17 protein-coding genes are annotated in these 16,805 nt (G+C 61.7%); 10 read left to right on the forward strand and 7 right to left on the reverse strand.

Annotation, left to right across the window (positions count from 1 at the left end; all coding sequences use genetic code 11):
• Positions 1 to 14 precede the first annotated feature (14 nt).
• The 4 genes from aztD to DZG07_RS16270 all read left to right on the forward strand — a co-directional run bounded on the left by aztD (position 15) and on the right by DZG07_RS16270 (position 5,264).
• Positions 15 to 1,214: a zinc metallochaperone AztD gene (gene aztD, locus DZG07_RS16255; RefSeq protein ID WP_119818666.1), complete on the forward strand. Its 1,200-nt coding sequence runs from the start codon at positions 15 to 17 to the stop codon at positions 1,212 to 1,214.
• Between the two features lie 245 nt (positions 1,215 to 1,459).
• On the forward strand, positions 1,460 to 3,532 hold the full coding sequence (locus DZG07_RS16260) for a 3-hydroxyacyl-CoA dehydrogenase NAD-binding domain-containing protein (RefSeq protein WP_119818669.1): 2,073 nt from the start codon (positions 1,460 to 1,462) through the stop codon (positions 3,530 to 3,532).
• 31 nt (positions 3,533 to 3,563) lie between these two features.
• On the forward strand, positions 3,564 to 4,748 hold the full coding sequence (locus tag DZG07_RS16265; RefSeq protein ID WP_119818671.1) for an acetyl-CoA C-acyltransferase: 1,185 nt from the start codon (positions 3,564 to 3,566) through the stop codon (positions 4,746 to 4,748).
• Between the two features lie 174 nt (positions 4,749 to 4,922).
• Complete coding sequence (locus DZG07_RS16270) at positions 4,923 to 5,264, forward strand: TIGR01244 family sulfur transferase (protein WP_119818674.1); 342 nt, start codon at positions 4,923 to 4,925, stop codon at positions 5,262 to 5,264.
• Positions 5,265 to 5,282: 18 nt separating this feature from the next.
• Here DZG07_RS16270 and DZG07_RS16275 read toward each other — a convergent pair whose 3' ends face one another.
• Positions 5,283 to 5,750: an Lrp/AsnC family transcriptional regulator gene (locus tag DZG07_RS16275; protein WP_119818677.1), complete on the reverse strand. Its 468-nt coding sequence runs from the start codon at positions 5,748 to 5,750 to the stop codon at positions 5,283 to 5,285.
• A 136-nt stretch (positions 5,751 to 5,886) separates the two neighbouring features.
• On the opposite strand from DZG07_RS16275, the gene hppD reads away from it, so the two are divergent.
• Genes hppD through DZG07_RS16290 form a run of 3 tightly spaced genes read left to right on the forward strand, consistent with a single transcriptional unit; the run spans position 5,887 to position 7,680 of the window.
• Positions 5,887 to 6,999 carry a 4-hydroxyphenylpyruvate dioxygenase gene (hppD, locus tag DZG07_RS16280; RefSeq protein ID WP_119818680.1) on the forward strand — a complete coding sequence of 371 codons (1,113 nt, stop codon included), beginning with the start codon at positions 5,887 to 5,889 and terminating at the stop codon, positions 6,997 to 6,999.
• Between the two features lie 58 nt (positions 7,000 to 7,057).
• Positions 7,058 to 7,306 carry a type II toxin-antitoxin system prevent-host-death family antitoxin gene (locus tag DZG07_RS16285; RefSeq protein WP_119821799.1) on the forward strand — a complete coding sequence of 83 codons (249 nt, stop codon included), beginning with the start codon at positions 7,058 to 7,060 and terminating at the stop codon, positions 7,304 to 7,306.
• Positions 7,303 to 7,680 (forward strand): type II toxin-antitoxin system VapC family toxin, encoded by a 378-nt coding sequence (locus tag DZG07_RS16290; protein WP_119818683.1) that lies wholly within the window; start codon positions 7,303 to 7,305, stop codon positions 7,678 to 7,680. Before DZG07_RS16285 ends, DZG07_RS16290 begins: the two co-directional genes overlap by 4 nt.
• On the opposite strand, the gene DZG07_RS16295 is transcribed toward DZG07_RS16290, so the two are convergent.
• Genes DZG07_RS16295 through hmgA form a run of 4 tightly spaced genes read right to left on the reverse strand, consistent with a single transcriptional unit; the run spans position 7,681 to position 11,454 of the window.
• Complete coding sequence (locus DZG07_RS16295; protein ID WP_119818686.1) at positions 7,681 to 8,220, reverse strand: DinB family protein; 540 nt, start codon at positions 8,218 to 8,220, stop codon at positions 7,681 to 7,683. It abuts the gene before it with no gap.
• Between the two features lie 28 nt (positions 8,221 to 8,248).
• Positions 8,249 to 9,262, reverse strand: a complete 1,014-nt coding sequence (locus tag DZG07_RS16300) for a fumarylacetoacetate hydrolase family protein (RefSeq protein WP_119818689.1) — start codon at positions 9,260 to 9,262, stop codon at positions 8,249 to 8,251.
• 12 nt (positions 9,263 to 9,274) lie between these two features.
• On the reverse strand, positions 9,275 to 10,144 hold the full coding sequence (locus DZG07_RS16305; RefSeq protein ID WP_119818692.1) for an MBL fold metallo-hydrolase: 870 nt from the start codon (positions 10,142 to 10,144) through the stop codon (positions 9,275 to 9,277).
• Positions 10,141 to 11,454, reverse strand: coding sequence for a homogentisate 1,2-dioxygenase (gene hmgA, locus DZG07_RS16310; protein WP_119818694.1), 1,314 nt, complete (start codon positions 11,452 to 11,454; stop codon positions 10,141 to 10,143). Before hmgA ends, DZG07_RS16305 begins: the two co-directional genes overlap by 4 nt.
• Before the next feature lie 97 nt (positions 11,455 to 11,551).
• Between hmgA and DZG07_RS16315 the strand changes: the two genes are divergently transcribed.
• Complete coding sequence (locus tag DZG07_RS16315) at positions 11,552 to 12,070, forward strand: MarR family transcriptional regulator (protein WP_119818697.1); 519 nt, start codon at positions 11,552 to 11,554, stop codon at positions 12,068 to 12,070.
• Positions 12,071 to 12,086: 16 nt separating this feature from the next.
• Here the strand turns inward: DZG07_RS16315 and tdh are convergent, their stop codons facing one another.
• The gene (tdh, locus tag DZG07_RS16320; RefSeq protein WP_091912020.1) at positions 12,087 to 13,121 is read right to left on the reverse strand and encodes an L-threonine 3-dehydrogenase; all 1,035 of its coding nucleotides are present in this window, start codon (positions 13,119 to 13,121) and stop codon (positions 12,087 to 12,089) included.
• Between the two features lie 53 nt (positions 13,122 to 13,174).
• A complete protein-coding gene (locus tag DZG07_RS16325; protein ID WP_119818700.1) occupies positions 13,175 to 14,362 on the reverse strand; it encodes a glycine C-acetyltransferase in 1,188 nt (395 codons plus the stop codon).
• Between the two features lie 167 nt (positions 14,363 to 14,529).
• On the opposite strand from DZG07_RS16325, the gene DZG07_RS16330 reads away from it, so the two are divergent.
• Complete coding sequence (locus DZG07_RS16330; protein ID WP_119818703.1) at positions 14,530 to 15,510, forward strand: 2OG-Fe(II) oxygenase family protein; 981 nt, start codon at positions 14,530 to 14,532, stop codon at positions 15,508 to 15,510.
• A 118-nt stretch (positions 15,511 to 15,628) separates the two neighbouring features.
• Entirely contained in the window at positions 15,629 to 16,747 is a 1,119-nt protein-coding gene (locus DZG07_RS16335; protein ID WP_119818705.1) for a mandelate racemase/muconate lactonizing enzyme family protein, read from the forward strand.
• Positions 16,748 to 16,805: the final 58 nt, after the last annotated feature.

Below are 16,805 nucleotides of genomic sequence, written 5' to 3' on the forward strand. Positions count from 1 at the left end.
ATGAAAGGAAGAATATGCTTCATCTGCTCAAGACGGCATCAGTCGTCGCTCTCCTCGTTGGCATCGCAGCCACTGCATCCTTCGCCGAGGAAAACACCGCATGGCGGCTCTTCATCGCCGATCATGGCGAGCCGGTCGTGCGTGCGCTCGACGCTGGAACTGGCAAGGAACTCGGCAAGTTCACGACCAAAGCACCGACCAGCCTCGCCCGCAGCGACAGCGGCAAAACGATCTTTGCCGTACAGGGCAAGGGCGACGTCGTGCAGGCGATCTCCAGCGGCATTTCCATCGGCGATCACGGCGACCATGGCGATCTGAAGGTCGAGGATGCGAAACTGCTGGACGTTGAGTTTGCCGGCAAGAAGCCCTCGCATTTTGTCGATCATGGCGGCGATATCGCGCTGTTCTTCGATGGCGAAGGCACTGCCCGCGTGACCAGCGAGAAGGATGTTCTCGACGGCAAGGCGAATACTCGCGAAACAAAAACCGACGCGCCGCATCACGGCCTTGCGGTGGCGTTCGACGGCCATGTTCTGCTGACCGAACCCAACAAGGACAAGCCCGACGAACTGCCGGTCGGCATCCGCGTCGTCGATGCTTCGGGCGCGCAAGTGGGTGACGTGCATTCCTGCCCCGACCTGCATGGCGAAGCCGCCTCCGGCAATATCCTTGCCATCGCCTGCGCCAAAGGCCTGCTGATCGCAACCAGCGGCGACAAGGAGCCCTCCATCGAGTTCCTGCCCTATTCGGGAACGCTGCCAGAGGGAAAATCAACGACGCTGGTCGGCGGCCGGGGCCTGCAATATTTCCTCGGCAATTATGGACCAAGCGCCGTGGTGCTGATCGACCCGACCAGCAAGGAAGCTTTCCGGCGGATCGAACTTCCGACGCGGCGCGTGCATTTCGCCGTCGATCCTGTGCGGCCGAAAGTCGCCTATGTCTTCACCGAGGACGGCATGCTCCACCAACTCGATGTGCTTTCGGGCGCGATCACCAACACGTTGCCGCTGACCGAGCCTTACAGCATGAACGGCCACTGGAGCGATCCGCGCCCGCGCATCGCGGTTGCCGGCGATGCCATCTTCGTCACCGACCCGCTGAAGAGCACGCTCCACGTCATCGACGCGAAAAACTTCGCGAAGACAAAGGATATCGCCGTCGAAGGCAGGCCCTTCAACATCGTCGCCGTCGGCGGTTCCGGCGAAACGCACTGATCGTCTCCCCTGCCCGACCCCTTTCCGAGCTGGGCAGGGGCGGCATGAGCGCTCGCTGAAAACTTCCACCGGCTGAATTACGCCTTCGCCCTCCCAAGGCGATTGACCGGGCCTCCCGTCTTCAACATACTCGGTAGTATGTCGTTGACGGGAGGTCACGCATCTTGTGCGCTCGCAAAAACTCCCGCAAAACGCGATCGGTTTGAGGATGAGGCGCTTGCTGCGCCGCCAGGGAGTTTCTTTGCATGACGAATGCCGTGACCATCGCCCGCGACGGCGAGATTGCCATCGTGACCATCGACAATCCGCCGGTGAATGCGCTGAGTTTTCACGTTCGCGAGCCTCTGTTCGCAGCGTTCAACGCGCTGCGGGAGGATAGTTCGGTCGCAGCGATCGTTCTTGCCTGCGCGGGGCGCACCTTCATTGCTGGTGCCGACATTACGGAATTCGGCAAGCCGATGCAGAAGCCGGAACTACGCGACCTGATCGCCAACCTTGAAACCATCGAAAAGCCGACAGTTGCCGCCATTCATGGCACGGCGCTCGGCGGCGGGCTGGAACTGGCGCTCGGCTGCCATTTCCGCGTCGCCGATGCCGGCGCGAAGCTTGGCCTGCCTGAAGTGAAGCTCGGCATTATTCCAGGCGGTGGCGGCACGGTTCGACTGCCGCGTCTCGTCGGCGCGTCAAAGGCGCTTTCCATGATCGTTTCCGGCACGCCGATCGGCGCGAAGGACGCGCTGGCAAGCGGCCTCATCGACGCTGTCATCGAGGGCGATCTGGTTGCCAACGCCGTCGCCTTCGCGCGGCAGAAAGTGGCCGAAGGCGGCATGCTGCTGGCCGTGCGCGACCGCAACGACAAGATCGAAAACGCCGATCTCGCTGCCTTCGACAGCCAGGCTGCCGAACTTGCCAAGAAAGCACGCGGGCTGGAAGCCCCGATCGCTTGCGCCCAGTCCGTCCGCAACGCCGTCACCCTGCCCTTCGACGAGGCCTATGCCCGGGAGCGAGAGTTCATCACGAAACTCATTTCCAGCGACCAGTCGCGCGCCCAGCGGCATCTGTTTTTTGCCGAGCGCGAGGCGGCCAAGGTTCCGGGCGTCGGCAAGGACGTGAAGCCGCGCGACGTCAAGCGCGTCGGCGTCATCGGGGCCGGCACGATGGGCGGCGGCATCGCCATGGCCTTCGTCAATGGCGGCATTCCCGTCACGCTGCTCGAAATGAGCCAGGAAGCGCTTCAGCGCGGCCTCGGCATGATCGACAAGAATTATTCCATCTCGGTATCGCGCGGTTCGCTGACGGAAGAAGCCAAGGCCAAGCGCCTTGCCGCCTTTTCCACCACCACGGACTACGCCGACCTTGGCGATTGCGACCTGATCATCGAGGCGGTGTTCGAGGAAATGTCGGTCAAGAAGGAAGTGTTCGGCAAGATCGATGCGGTGGCAAAGCCCGGCGCGATCCTGGCCACCAACACCTCCTATCTCGACGTCAACGAGATCGCGGCCTCGACAAGCCGGCCGCAGGATTTCCTTGGCCTGCATTTCTTCTCGCCGGCCAATGTCATGAAGCTGCTCGAAATCGTGCGCGGCGCAAAAACGGCTCCGGACGTTCTGGCGACCGCTCTTGCCGTGGGCCGCAAGATAGCCAAGGTGCCGGTGGTCGTCGGCGTCTGCCACGGCTTCGTCGGCAACCGCATGCTTGCCGCGCGCGGTCAGGATATGGAAAATCTGCTGCTCGAAGGCGCTTCTGCGGAACAGATCGACAAGGTGTTTGCCGATTTCGGCTGGCCGATGGGGCCGTTCCAGATGTGGGATCTTGCCGGCCTCGATATCGGCTGGCGCAACCGCAAGGCGACCGGCAAGACCGCGATCATCGCAGACGCGCTTTGCGAACAGGGACGCTTCGGCCAGAAAACGGGCAAAGGCGTCTATCTCTACGAAAGCGGCTCGCGCACGCCGATACCCGATCCTGAAGTCCAGGCGCTCATCGAGAGCAAGGCCAAGGAACGTGGCATCGAGCGGCGGACGATTTCGGCCGAGGAGATCAACGAGCGCACGCTCTATCCGATGATCAATGAGGGCGCGAAAATCCTCGAGGAAGGCATCGCCGCACGCGCATCCGACATCGATATCGTCTGGGTCAACGGCTACGGCTTCCCGATCGGCAAGGGCGGCCCGATGTTCTGGGCCGGGCTGGAAGGCATCTCGAAAATCGTCGATCGTCTCGAATATTGGTATGCCCGCAATGGTGACGATGCGTTCAAGCCTTCGCCGTTGCTGAAAAAGGCGGCCGAGACCGGCAAATTTTCCGACGACGCTTGATCGGCGCGACCCAGAACTCAAGGAGAAAGAAATGGCAGACGCCGTCATCGTATCCACCGCGCGCACGCCGATCGGCAAGGCCTATCGTGGCGCGCTCAACGACACGCCGGGCGCCACGCTTGGCGCCCATGCAATCGCCGCCGCCCTCGCCCGTGCCGGGATCGAAGGTGGCGAGATAGAGGATGTCGTGATGGGCTGCGCCTTGCAGCAGGGCACGACCGGGCTGAACATCGCCCGCCGCGCCCTGGTTACCGCCGGCCTGCCGGTCAGCGTTGCCGGCACTACCATCGACCGGCAGTGCGCTTCCGGACTGCAGGCGATGGCCGTTCTCGCCAATGCCATCCGCAACGATGGCGTCACGGCGGGCATCGCCGGCGGACTGGAATCTATCAGCCTCGTCCAGAACGAAAAGATGAACAATTTCCGCCTGATCGACGAGAAACTGATGGCGATCAAGCAGGACATCTACATGCAGATGATCGACACGGCCGAGATCGTCGCCAAGCGCTACGGCATTTCGCGCGAGGCGCAGGATGAATATGCGCTGGAAAGCCAGCGTCGCGTGGCCGCCGCCCGTGAAGCCGGGCGTTTCGACAAGGAGATCGCGCCGATCAGGACGACGATGGCCGTGGTCGACAAGGAGACCAAGGAAGTCTCGCACCGCGAGGTCGAGCTTGCCCATGACGAAGGTCCGCGCGCCGACACGACAGCAGAAGGGCTGGCCGGTCTGAAGCCCGTGCGCGGCGAAGGCCACGTCATCACCGCCGGCAATGCCAGCCAGCTTTCCGACGGTGCTTCGGCCTGCGTGATGATGAGCGACAAGGAAGCGGAACGGCGCGGCCTGACGCCGCTCGGCACATTGCGCGGCTTCGTTGCCGCCGGCTGCGAGCCGGACGAAATGGGCATCGGCCCGGTTTTCGCGGTGCCGCGCCTGCTCCAGCGCCACGGCCTGAAAATCGATGACATCGGGCTCTGGGAACTCAACGAGGCTTTTGCCGTGCAGGTCATCTACTGCCGCGACAAGCTCGGCATCGACCCCGAGAAGCTGAACGTGGATGGCGGCGCCATCGCGGTCGGCCACCCCTACGGCATGAGCGGTGCGCGGCTTGCGGGCCATGCGCTGATCGAGGGCAAGCGTCGCGGCGTGCGCTACGCCGTCGTCACCATGTGCGTCGGTGGCGGCATGGGGGCGGCCGGACTGCTCGAAATCAATTAGCAAACTGATTCCGGTTTCGTCGCCAACCAGCTGTCTTCGAAGGATTTTCTTCAATTAACCCGGCGGATGAAACCGTGGAGCGGTTGCAACCGAAAAAATGCAATCGCAGGAGTGTCGCGAAAAGGCAGCGCAGCCTATATGCTGCATGCAAACAAGCGTTGACGAGGGACGACCATGGAATACCGCCAGATCTCCGACGACTACTCGGTGTCGGGGCAGATCAGTACCGACGAAATCGCCACCATCAAGGCCGCCGGCTTCAAGAGCATCATCTGCAACCGCCCGGACGATGAACAGCCAGGCCAGCCTTCCGCATCCGAAATCGGCAAGGCCGCAGAGGCTGCGGGCCTGCCCTTTCGTCATATCCCGATCGTCAGCGGCCAGCCGGTGACGCCTGCCGATGCCGAAGCCATGGCCAAGGCATTGGACGAACTGCAAGGCCCGGTCTTCGCCTATTGCCGCTCGGGCGCACGCTCGACCAATCTGTTCATGGCCGCCCAGCCGTTCAGAGGCTGAGGCTCGCGCGCCCTGCCCTCAAAGCGGCAGGGCCGAAGTCTCTTTCAAAGTCTGCAAGACGATAGCCGTCTTCACATGCTGCACGGATTCGTGCGGCAGAAGCACGCCGTTGACGAAATCGGCCAGCGATTTCAGGTCCGGCGTCACCACCTTCAGGATGTAATCCATCTCGCCGGTCAGCGCATGCGCCTCCTGCACCTCGGGAAGCCTTGAAAGCAGGTCAGAGAAACGCTGCGCGTTGTCGCGATTGTGCGTGGCCAGTGTCACCGAGATGACGTTGACCAGCGAAAAACCGAGCTTGTCGCGGTCAAGCACGGCGCGGTAACCTTGGATGAACCCATCATCCTCCAGCCGCTGACGCCGCCGCGAACATTGCGACGGCGACAGGTTCACGCGCTCCGAAAGGTCGTTGTTGGTGAGCCTGCCATCGACCTGCAGCAATGACAGTATCTTGCGATCAAACTGATCAAGGCGCGTACTATCCATAACTTTCCGATCATTCTTGCATGATATACGCACATTTTCATCATTTCGGGCACCCGAATGCAAGCACAATGCACGCCATCGGGATTATCATGCATGAACACTGAGATTCCGGCTCTTGAGCCGACAGGAGGCAATCATGGGTCCCTTCCCGCACGACGCACCGCCCGCCACCATCAGCGAGGCCAATCCGGCCGGCACCGACGGTTTCGAATTCGTCGAATTCGCCCATCAGGAGCCTGAAAAGCTTTCCGAACTGTTCGAGCGCATGGGCTACAAGCCGGTCGCCCGCCACCGGACGAAAAACATCACCATCTGGCGTCAGGGCGACATCAATTACGTGCTCAATGCCGAGCCCGGATCCTACGGCATGAAGTTCGTGGAGAAACACGGCCCCTGCGCGCCTTCCATGGCCTGGCGGGTGGTGAATGCAAAGCATGCCTATGACCACGCGATCGCCAAAGGCGCTACGCCCTATGACGGCGACGACAAAACGCTGGACGTGCCGGCGATCGTCGGCATCGGCGGCTCGCTGCTCTATTTCATCGAGAAGTACGGCGCAAAAGGCTCGGCCTATGACGCCGAATTCGAATGGCTCGGCGAGCGCGACCCTCGGCCGGAGGGCGTCGGCTTCTATTATCTCGACCACCTCACCCACAATGTCTATCGCGGCCAGATGGACAAATGGTGGGCCTTCTACCGCGAACTGTTCGGCTTCAAACAGATCCATTTCTTCGACATTGCCGGCAAGATGACCGGGCTGATCAGCCGCGCCATCACGTCGCCCTGCGGCAAGATTCGTATCCCGCTGAACGAATCCACCGACGACAAGAGCCAGATCGAAGAGTATCTGCGCAAATACAAGGGCGAAGGCATCCAGCACATCGCCGTCGGCACGGACGCAATCTACGAGGCCACCGACAGGCTGGCCGGCAACGGGCTGAAGTTCATGCCCGGTCCGCCCGAGACTTACTACGACATGTCGTTCGACCGCGTGAACGGCCATGACGAGCCGATCGAGCGGATGAAAACCCACGGCATCCTCATCGACGGCGAAGGCGTGATCGACGGCGGCATGACCAAGATCCTGCTGCAGATCTTCTCGAAAACCGTCATCGGCCCGATCTTCTTCGAATTCATCCAGCGCAAGGGCGATGAAGGGTTCGGCGAAGGCAATTTCCGCGCGCTGTTCGAATCGATCGAGGAAGACCAGATCCGCCGCGGCGTGATCAAGATGGATGCGGCGGAGTAGGATCGGCATTGCGGGCCGGTCAATTATGACCTAAATTATGGTCATAAAGGATCAGCCCATGAATATTGAGCGCAAGTCTACAACCTTCAGCGCCGCCGAGGCGAAGGCAAAATTTTCAGAAATTCTGAAGCGCGCTGAAGCTGGCGAACGGTTTGTCGTGACCCGTCATGGAAAGCCGATTGTCGAAATCGCGGCAAGTGCAGATGCACTGCCAAAAAAGTCGCTACGCGGCGCCATGAAAGGCCAAATCTGGATCGCCGAGGACTTCGACGTGCTCGGTCCGGAATGGGATGAATACGTTTCGTGAGTGATCGAGGCTATCTTATCGACACGCACATCGTTCTCTGGGATCTCGCGGACGACAAGCGCATCTCCAAGGCGCATGACGAAATATTGCTGGGCGGAGCACCAAAATACATCAGCGTCGCCTCACTTTGGGAGATCGCGATCAAATCGGCTACCGGCAAACTTTCCATGCCAGGCGATTTGCTGGAAACAATTCAGGCAAGCGACGTCATGCTGTTACCCATTCTTCCGCAGCATGTCCTGCATACGGCCACTTTGCCGCGCCATCATGGTGATCCATTCGACCGCTTGTTGATAGCTCAGGCACAGCTTGAGGGTCTGACCCTGGTGACCGCCGACAGGCATTTTGCCAGCTACGACGTCGCTATCGTCTGATCAGTCGAGGCCCAGCCGTTCCACCTCTTCCCTCCGAAACCGCAGATCGTAATCGAGAAAGAACTCGTCGAGTTGCGGCGGCTTGACTGATGTGCCCGACAGCATCGCATGGACCTGGCCGCGATGGTGGATCTGGTGCAGGAAGAGATGCGCGAGCAGGTCGCCGATACGCTCGGGGATTTGACCCGCCTCGTCCCGGTCGGTTATCACCCGCCGCTCAAGATCGCTCCTTGTAAGCGCGTCGCAATAGGCGACAAGCTGGCGATCGAAGTCTGCCTGCGCGGCTGCAAGCTTGCCGGCATCTTCGAAGTCCGTGAGGCGGCCGAAGATCGCCAACCCCTCGCCCACCTCTTCGAGCATGTCGAAATAGAACAGATCGACCGCGTAGATGTGGTTCAGCGTCTCCTTGATCGAGGGGAAGAAGCTGATGCGCGGCGCTTCGAACTCGCCCGGTTGAAGCGCGACCACCGCCCGATAAAGCCGGTCGTTGGACCAGAGGTTATTGCGCGCCATCTGGCGGTTATGGCTCAGAAGGTCCATCGCTTCCTCCCTGAACAGGCTTGTCCTCTCAGCCCTCGTATCGCTGCACGGTCTGCTCGATCGCGCCGAAGATCGAACGGCCATCGGAATCCTTCATTTCGATGCGCACCGCATCGCCGAAGCGCATGAACGGTGTTTTCGGTGCGCCGCCGTCGATCGTCTCGATCATGCGGATTTCGGCAATGCAGGAATAGCCGGCGCCGCCTTCGGAAACCGGCTTGCCGGGGCCGCCGTCGAGCTTGTTCGAGACGGTGCCCGAACCGATGACCGAGCCGGCCGCCAGCGGCCGGGTCTTTGCCGCATGGGCAACCAGTTGCGGAAAGTCGAACGTCATGTCGACGCCGGCATTGGCGCGGCCGAACGGCTTTCCGTTGAGGTCAACCTGAAGCGGCAGGGTAACCTTGCCGCCGTCCCAGGCATCGCCGAGTTCGTCGGGCGTGACAGCCACCGGCGAGAAAGCAGACGAAGGTTTGGACTGGAAGAACCCGAACCCCTTGGCGAGTTCGTCCGGGATCAGCCCGCGCAGGGAGACATCATTGACCAGCATGACAAGGCGGATCGCGTCACGCGCCGTCTCGACGCTGGCACCCGCAGGCACGTCGCCAATGATGACGGCCACCTCGCCTTCCATATCCGCGCCATAGGCTTCGTCTGCGAGCAGGATAGGATCGCGCGGCCCGATAAAGGAATCCGAGCCGCCCTGATACATCAGCGGATCGGTCAGGAAACTCTCCGGCAGCGCGGCACCACGCGCCTTGCGCACCAGTTCAACGTGATTCACATAGGCCGAGCCATCCGCCCATTGGTAGGCGCGCGGCAGCGGCGAATGGGCGTCGTGCTCATGAAAGCGCTGCGAAGGAACCGCGCCCGTTTCAAGCGATTCCGCCAATGCCGCCAGATGCGGTGCGATGCGCTGCCAGTCGTCCAGCGCCGCCTGCAAGGTCGGGACGAGGAAGGATGCGTCGGTGTAGCGTGTCAGGTCGCGCGACACGACCACGAGTTTTCCGTCTCGCGAGCCGTTCTTCAGCGTAGCCAGTTTCATGCAGTCCTCCCTTTATGCGGCATGTTCGTCCGCGAATTCCACAACAAGGCCATCGCGGCCGATCGTCAAGCCGCCAGCCCATGTTTTCCTGACAGCGGCAACCCAATCGACTTCGCCGAACTCAGGATCGTCAGCCGGAATGAGATGATTGAGCACGAGCCGGCCGACATTTGCCGCCTTGGCGATCAGTCCGGCATCGGCGGCCAGCGTATGGCTCGCCATCAGATGTTCGCGCAGCCTTGCGCCATTACCCGTCCGTGCGACCAGCCGCTCGACGCCCTCCTCCAGCATCGCCTCGTGGACAAGGATGTCGGCACCCCTGGCGAAATCTGCGAGCGGCGGAAAGTAGGCAGTGTCGGCTGAGAACACGACGCTTTTGCCGCCATGCTCGAAGCGCAGCGCAAAGCACTCCGTCACCGGCGGATGATCGACGCGCAACGCGGTGACGCTCAGCCCATCGTCCGCAAGTACCGACCCTTCGCCGAATTCCACCACCTTCACCAGATCGCGGATGTCGGGCCGGCCCTCGTCAACGATGCGAATGTCGATGTCGAAAGCCATGGATTGCAGGAAGCCGCGCCAGTAGTCGGCGGTGCCGACCGGGCCGAAGACTTTTACCGGCATCGCCAGTCCGGCCGTCCAGGCGGTGTGGATCAGCGGCCCGAGTTCCAGAATATGGTCGGAATGCAGGTGCGTGATGAAAATGAGATCTAGCTGTTTCAGGCTGATGCCGGCGTCGGTCAGGCCGCGCGTAACGCCGAGCGCGCAATCGACGACGATCGTTCGCCCGCCGAGTTCGAGCAGCGACGATGTCGGCCACGGCCCGCCCGGTCTGATCGCCGGGCCGCCCTTGGTGCCGAGCAGAACCAGTCTGTTACTCAAGACCAGTCGCCCTCCGGCGTGCCGTTGAAGCGCTTCCTGAGATCCTTCCAGCAATCGATATAGTCCTGCTGCAAGGTCGGCAGTTCGGCGCCGTAGCGCGTCAGCATCTGGGGAAAGCGCGTCTCGAACATGAAGGCCATCGTGTTTTCGAGCTTATGCGGCTTCAGTTCCACTTTCGAGGCCTTTTCGAAGCCAGGCGCGTCCGGCCCATGGGCCAGCATCATGTTGTGCAGGCTGATGCCGCCGGGCACGAACCCCTCTTCCTTGGCATCGTACTGGCCATGGATCAGGCCCATGAACTCGCTCATGATGTTGCGGTGATACCAGGGCGGGCGGAACGTGTCTTCCGCCACCAGCCAGCGCGGCGGGAAGATGACGAAATCGACATTGGCCGTTCCTTCCTCGCCCGAGGGCGCGGTCAGCACCGTGAAGATCGACGGATCGGGATGGTCGAACAGGATCGCGCCGACCGGCGAAAACGTCGCAAGATCATATTTGTAGGGCGCGTAGTTGCCATGCCATGCGACCACGTCGAGCGGCGAATGGTCGAGTTCGGTGACGTGGAAGGAACCGCACCATTTGACGACCAGCCGGCACGGCGTCTCCCTCTCCTCGAACCACGCGCAGGGCGTCTTGAAGTCGCGCGGATTGGCGAGGCAGTTGGCGCCGATCGGCCCGCGATCGGGCATGGTGAATTTCGCGCCATAGTTCTCGCAGACATAGCCGCGCGCTTCCGCATCGACCAGTTCGACCTTGAACACCAGCCCGCGCGGCAGCACGGCGATCTCACCCGGTGTCAGCTCAATCACGCCCATTTCGGTGACGAAATTCAACCGGCCGACTTGCGGCACGACCAGAAGCTCGCCATCGGCGTTGAAGAAATGATCGTCGACCATCGAGCGGTTGGCGACATAGACATGCGCCGCCATGCCCGACTGCCCCAGCGTGTCGCCGGCCGTGGTCATGGTGCGCATGCCGGCGATGAAGTCCGTCGGCTCCTTCGGCATCGGCACCGGGTTCCAACGATACTGGCCAAGAGCAAGCTCATGATCGCCGACATTCGGCGCACTCTTCCAAAGCGGGTAGTCAGCCGCCTTGAACCGCCCCGTATGCTTCACGCTCGGCCGGATACGATAGAGCCAGGAGCGCTCATTGGTGCCGCGCGGCGCGGTGAAGGGCGAGCCGGAAAGCTGTTCGGCATAAAGCCCGTAGGCCGGACGCTGCGGCGAATTGCGGCCCTGCGGCAGCGCGCCGGGCAGGCTTTCGGTCTCAAAATCGTTGCCGAAACCCGGCATGTAGGAAAAGACCATGGCTTCCTCCCATGATTGACCTGAATTGGTTACAGATGTAACCATTGAAAATGTAACTATCAATGGTTGTCGGTGCGTCCTTCAAGGTGTGCAGCAAATGCCCAATGATAAGCTGGAACTAGAAAGTTTCCTCCCATATCGGCTCTATCATATCGCCGATCTGGTCAGCCGCGAATTTGCGAGGATCTACAAGGACAGGCTCGGCCTTACCCGCCCCGAATGGCGCGTTCTTGCGGGCCTCGGCCAGCACGGAGAGATGACGGCAAAAGCGATCGGGGAACAGTCGGCCATGCACAAGACCAAGGTGTCGCGCGCGGTGGCCGAGCTTGAACGCCGACGCTGGCTGACGCGTACCCCCGACGAAGCCGACCGCCGCGTCGAGCACCTGACGCTGACGAAAGCGGGCCAGACCGTCTATGCCGAAATGGTGCCGCTGGCGAAGGCGTTTGAAAGAACGCTACTCGAAAGAATGCGCGAGACTGAACGGAACGCCCTAATGGTTGCTTTGACCGGACTGGAATCGGCATACCGCAAGAACCGGGCAGATTTCGATGCGTTCGACCGCGTCATGAGCCGCCAAGGCGGGCAGACCCCGAGTGCCGACGATTCTTTGTAGGCGCGGCGACCACGCCTCACCAGTCCATCACCACCTTGCCTGAATTGCCGCTGCGCATCGCATCGAAACCTTGCTGGTAGTCATCGATGCCGATGCGGTGGGTGATCAGGCCGGAGACATCCAGCGGGCCCTGCACCAACGCGATCATCTTGTACCAGGTCTCGAACATTTCGCGGCCATAGATGCCCTTCAGAGTCAGCATCTTGAAGATGACCTTGTTCCAGTCGATCTCGAAGCCGGTGGGCGCAATGCCGAGGATGGCGATCTTGCCGCCATTGTTCATGGTATCGATCATGTCGCGGAAGGCGACCGCCGAGCCCGACATTTCGAGGCCAATGTCAAAACCCTCGGTCATGCCCTCCTCGCGCATGACATCGCGCAGCTTTTCCTTCGAGGCGTCGACCACGTGATGCACGCCGAGCTTGCGCGCAAGCTCGAGGCGAACCGGGTTGATGTCGGTGATGACCACCTTGCGCGCGCCGACGCATTGCGCCACCAGCGCGCCCATGATGCCGATCGGCCCGGCGCCGGTGACCAGCACGTCCTCGCCAACCAGATCGAATGACAGCGCCGTATGCACCGCATTGCCGAGCGGGTCGAAGATCGCAGCGATTTCGTCGGGCACGTCATCGGGGATCGGCACGACATTGTGCTGCGGGATTGCCAGATACTCGGCAAATGAGCCCGGACGATTGACGCCGACGCCCAGCGTGTTGCGGCACAGATGCCCCCTGCCCGCCCGGCAGTTTCGGCAGTGGCCGCAAACGATGTGTCCCTCGCCCGAGACGCGCTGCCCGACATGATAGTCCTTCACCGCGGCACCGAAATCGACCACCTCGCCGACGAACTCATGGCCGGTCACCATGGGAACAGGCACGGTCTTCTGCGCCCACTGGTCCCAATTGTAGATATGGACGTCAGTGCCGCAGATCGCCGATTTTCGCACCTTGATCAGCACGTCGTTGGGGCCGATCTCCGGCACCGGAACCTCTTCCATCCAGATACCCGGTTCGGCCTTGGCCTTCACCAGCGCGCGCATCATGTTGGACATGATCTTGTTCCTCGAATCTCTTGATCCAGAATCGTTTTTAGAAAGAGTCTTGCTCAGGCAATAACGCCCAATTCGCGACCGACCGCTCCAAACGCCTCAACCGCCCGGTCAATGTCTTCCGGCGAATGCGCCGCCGACATCTGCGTGCGGATGCGTGCCTGGCCCTTCGGCACCACGGGGAAGGAAAAGCCGATGACGTAGATGCCGTGGTCGAGCAGTCTTTGCGCCATTTCCTGCGCCAGTGTGGCATCGCCCAGCATCACCGGGATGATCGGGTGGTCAGCACCGGCCAGCGTGAAGCCGAGCTTCGACATGCCGGCGCGGAAGCGCGCGGCGTTGGCGTAGAGCTTTTCGCGCAAAGCCCCGCCGCTGGCGACCAGCTCCAGCACCTTGATCGAGCCGCCGGCGATCGAGGGCGCCAGCGTGTTGGAAAACAGATAGGGCCGCGAGCGCTGGCGCAGCCAGTCCACCATCACTGCCTTGCCCGAGGTATAGCCGCCCGAAGCGCCACCAAGCGCCTTGCCGAGCGTGCCGGTAATGATGTCCACCCTGCCCTCGACGCCGCAATGCTCGGCCGAGCCGCGCCCATGCTGGCCGACGAAGCCGACGGCGTGGCTGTCGTCGACCATCACCATCGCACCGTATTTCTCGGCAAGGTCGCAGACGCCCTTCAGATTGGCGATGATGCCGTCCATGGAAAAGACCCCGTCGGTGGCGATCAGCTTGAAGCGGCTGCCTTCGGCCTTCTTCAGCTCTTCCTCGAGGGCTGCCATGTCGTTGTTGGCATAGCGGAAGCGTTTTGCCTTGGAGAGCCGCACGCCGTCGATGATCGAGGCGTGGTTGAGCGCGTCGGAAATGATGGCGTCTTCTTCGCCCAACAGCGTCTCGAACAAGCCGCCATTGGCATCGAAGCAGGAGGAATAGAGGATCGTGTCCTCCATGCCGAGGAAGCCGGAAATCTTTGCCTCAAGCTCCTTGTGCTCCTCCTGCGTGCCGCAGATGAAGCGCACAGAGGCCATGCCATAGCCATAGCGATCGAGTGCGGCCTTGGCGGCATCGCGCAGTTCCGTGCTGTCGGCCAGGCCGAGATAGTTGTTGGCGCAGAAATTCAAGAGCTTCTTGCCGCCGACCGCGATCTCGGCCGATTGCGGCGAGGTGATCACGCGTTCGGATTTGTACAGCCCGGCCGATTTGAGCCCGGAAATCTCGGTTTCGAGATGGGAAAGGAATGTCTTGCTCATACCGGGTCGCCTCTTTGTATGGACCGACTCTGCCGTCGGGCGTGTCTCCGTTCTATCGGAAATACGACCGCAGGCAGTCATTCGTCCAATAGAATCCTTCGCCCGGCTCTGGAAGCCGGTTTGGCGGCTGGCTAGGATCGCATATCAGTCCAGATCTGGAGTTCACCATGGCCGCGCAGTTTCCCGTCTTCGATCTCGGACGTTTCGAAAAAGCGGACGCTGGGGAGCGCCAGCGGCTAGGTGCCGAGGTCGACGCGATCTGCCGCTCGACTGGTTTTCTGGCCATCGCCAACCATGGCGTACCGCAGCAGGTGATCGACGCCGTGTGGAGCAAGGCGCATGATTTCTTCGACCTGCCGCCTGATGAGAAACAGAAGGCCAAAGCACCTTACAAGGGTTATCCTTACGGCTATCTCGGCCCTGAACTGGAAGCGCTGGCAAAGTCGCGCGATGTCGACGGCCCGCCCGACCTCAAAGAAAGCTTCAATGGCGGGCCGCTGAGCGTGCCGGCCGGCATGACCGACGAACAGGCACTCGCCTTCTGCTATGCAGCGACGATCTGGCCCGATGCGCCGGACGGTTTCGTGCCGGCATGGAAGGCCTATTACGCGGCACTCGAAGATCTCGCCGCGCGCATCATGCGGCTGTTCGCAGTCAGCCTGAAACTGCCGGAAGACTACTTCGACGCTTTCATCGATGCGCCGATCAGTGCGCTGCGTGCGCTGAACTATCCCGAACAGACCACACCGCCAAAACCCGGCCAGCTTCGCGCCGGCGCACATACCGACTATGGCAGCCTCACCATCCTGCTGCCGCAGGAAGGGTCCAAGGGCCTCGAACTCATCACGCCCGACGGCAACTGGACGCCGGTGCCCCCGGTTCCGGGCGCCTTCGTCATCAATATCGGCGACCTGATGGCGCTGTGGACGAACGACCGCTGGGTCTCGACCATGCACCGCGTGGTCAATCCCTCGCCCGAAGATGGCGGCATGGCGCGACGCCAGTCGCTGGCCTTCTTCCACCAGCCCAATTGGGATGCCGAGATCGTCTGCCTGGAGCAGTGCCTCGCGCCCGGCGAAGCGCCGAAATACGCTCCAGTGCGTTCCGGGCCGTATCTGATGAGCAAATTCCAGGCGACGACGAAATAGCTCGCGGAGAGTGGCCGTTATCACAAAAGCGACTTGGTTATCCGGCGCATCCTTCGCTTCAAGCGGGTGCGGGCGCTAGACTGCGTGCAAAGTCCACCTCCAGCACGCAGGGAAACGCATGCCACCGGCAACCGCCATCTCAAGCATCCGCCTCTACCGCCAATGGCAGCCCTTTCGCGACGGCACCTATCGCTGCTCGGGCGGGCGCAGCGCGGAAGGGTTCGATTCGACGATCATCGAGATCAGTTCGCGGGACGGTTTTGTCGGCTATGGCGAAATGGCCCCGCTCGGCAGTTTTTATGATCCCGCCTTCGCAGAAGGTGCTCTCGCTGCGATGCGCGAGCTTGCGCCCACTTTGCTCGATCACGACGCCGCAGGCATCGAAGCGCTGAACCGGCGCATGGACCTGCTGCTCAAGGGACACCCTTACGCGAAGTCGGCCATCGACATGGCGCTGTGGGATCTGGCCGGGCGGCGCAGCGGCCTATCACTCGCATCGATGACTGGCGGAGCAGAAGGTTCAAGTCTGCCTCTCTACCGCTCGCTGGCGCAGGAAGCGACGGACGCCATGGCGGCGCGGGCGCGAAAATACATTGCCGAGGGTTATCGCCGCCTTCAGGTAAAGGTCGGCCTCGATGTGGACGAGGATATTGCGCGGCTGGAAGCGGTTCGCGGCGCGGTGCCCGCCGGCACGGTGCTGTTTTGCGATGCCAACGGCAGTTGGGGCACGGCCGAGACGCGCCGCTTCCTGATGGCGACCCGCAATATCGACTACACACTGGAACAACCCTGCGCGAGCTACGACGAAAACCTCGCCATCCGCCGTGCTTGCGAGCGCCCGCTGGTGCTGGACGAAACGATAGACAGCGTCGACGTGCTGTTGCGGGCGATTGCGGACGGGCTGGTCGACGGCATCACGATAAAACTCGCCCGCGTCGGCGGGCTGACCAAGGCCAAGCTGCTGCGCGACATCGCCATCGCGAAAAATCTCAAGATCACGATCGAGGACACCGGCGGGGCGCAGATCGATACGGCCGCCTATTCAGGCCTGCTGCTTTCGACGCCGGAAGGGCTACGGCAGCACACGGTCGATTTCCACAATTGGGTAACGGTTGCCAATGCCCGCGCCGATTTCCGGATCGCCGACGGCGCGATGACTTTGCCCGACGGTCCCGGCTTGGGGATCGAAGTGGATGTCGCGGCGCTTGGCGAACCGATCTTCGCCTGCAGCGCCTGAGAGCCAAAAAATTCAGCCGGGCACTTGGCCCGGCTGATTGATATCAAACGTCTCCGCT

It is taken from the genome of Mesorhizobium sp. DCY119, from assembly GCF_003590645.1.
Classification (GTDB): domain Bacteria; phylum Pseudomonadota; class Alphaproteobacteria; order Rhizobiales; family Rhizobiaceae; genus Mesorhizobium_M.

What these genes read in the sequence shown, in the direction of transcription:
- aztD (WP_119818666.1), top strand. Translation starts at nt 15, where the DNA reads ATGCTTCATCTGCTCAAGACGGCATCAGTCGTCGCTCTCCTCGTTGGC.
- DZG07_RS16260 (WP_119818669.1), top strand. Translation starts at nt 1,460, where the DNA reads ATGACGAATGCCGTGACCATCGCCCGCGACGGCGAGATTGCCATCGTG.
- DZG07_RS16265 (WP_119818671.1), top strand. Translation starts at nt 3,564, where the DNA reads ATGGCAGACGCCGTCATCGTATCCACCGCGCGCACGCCGATCGGCAAG.
- DZG07_RS16270 (WP_119818674.1), top strand. Translation starts at nt 4,923, where the DNA reads ATGGAATACCGCCAGATCTCCGACGACTACTCGGTGTCGGGGCAGATC.
- DZG07_RS16275 (WP_119818677.1), bottom strand. Translation starts at nt 5,750, where the DNA reads ATGGATAGTACGCGCCTTGATCAGTTTGATCGCAAGATACTGTCATTG.
- hppD (WP_119818680.1), top strand. Translation starts at nt 5,887, where the DNA reads ATGGGTCCCTTCCCGCACGACGCACCGCCCGCCACCATCAGCGAGGCC.
- DZG07_RS16285 (WP_119821799.1), top strand. Translation starts at nt 7,058, where the DNA reads ATGAATATTGAGCGCAAGTCTACAACCTTCAGCGCCGCCGAGGCGAAG.
- DZG07_RS16295 (WP_119818686.1), bottom strand. Translation starts at nt 8,220, where the DNA reads ATGGACCTTCTGAGCCATAACCGCCAGATGGCGCGCAATAACCTCTGG.
- DZG07_RS16300 (WP_119818689.1), bottom strand. Translation starts at nt 9,262, where the DNA reads ATGAAACTGGCTACGCTGAAGAACGGCTCGCGAGACGGAAAACTCGTG.
- hmgA (WP_119818694.1), bottom strand. Translation starts at nt 11,454, where the DNA reads ATGGTCTTTTCCTACATGCCGGGTTTCGGCAACGATTTTGAGACCGAA.
- DZG07_RS16315 (WP_119818697.1), top strand. Translation starts at nt 11,552, where the DNA reads ATGCCCAATGATAAGCTGGAACTAGAAAGTTTCCTCCCATATCGGCTC.
- tdh (WP_091912020.1), bottom strand. Translation starts at nt 13,121, where the DNA reads ATGTCCAACATGATGCGCGCGCTGGTGAAGGCCAAGGCCGAACCGGGT.
- DZG07_RS16325 (WP_119818700.1), bottom strand. Translation starts at nt 14,362, where the DNA reads ATGAGCAAGACATTCCTTTCCCATCTCGAAACCGAGATTTCCGGGCTC.
- DZG07_RS16330 (WP_119818703.1), top strand. Translation starts at nt 14,530, where the DNA reads ATGGCCGCGCAGTTTCCCGTCTTCGATCTCGGACGTTTCGAAAAAGCG.
- DZG07_RS16335 (WP_119818705.1), top strand. Translation starts at nt 15,629, where the DNA reads ATGCCACCGGCAACCGCCATCTCAAGCATCCGCCTCTACCGCCAATGG.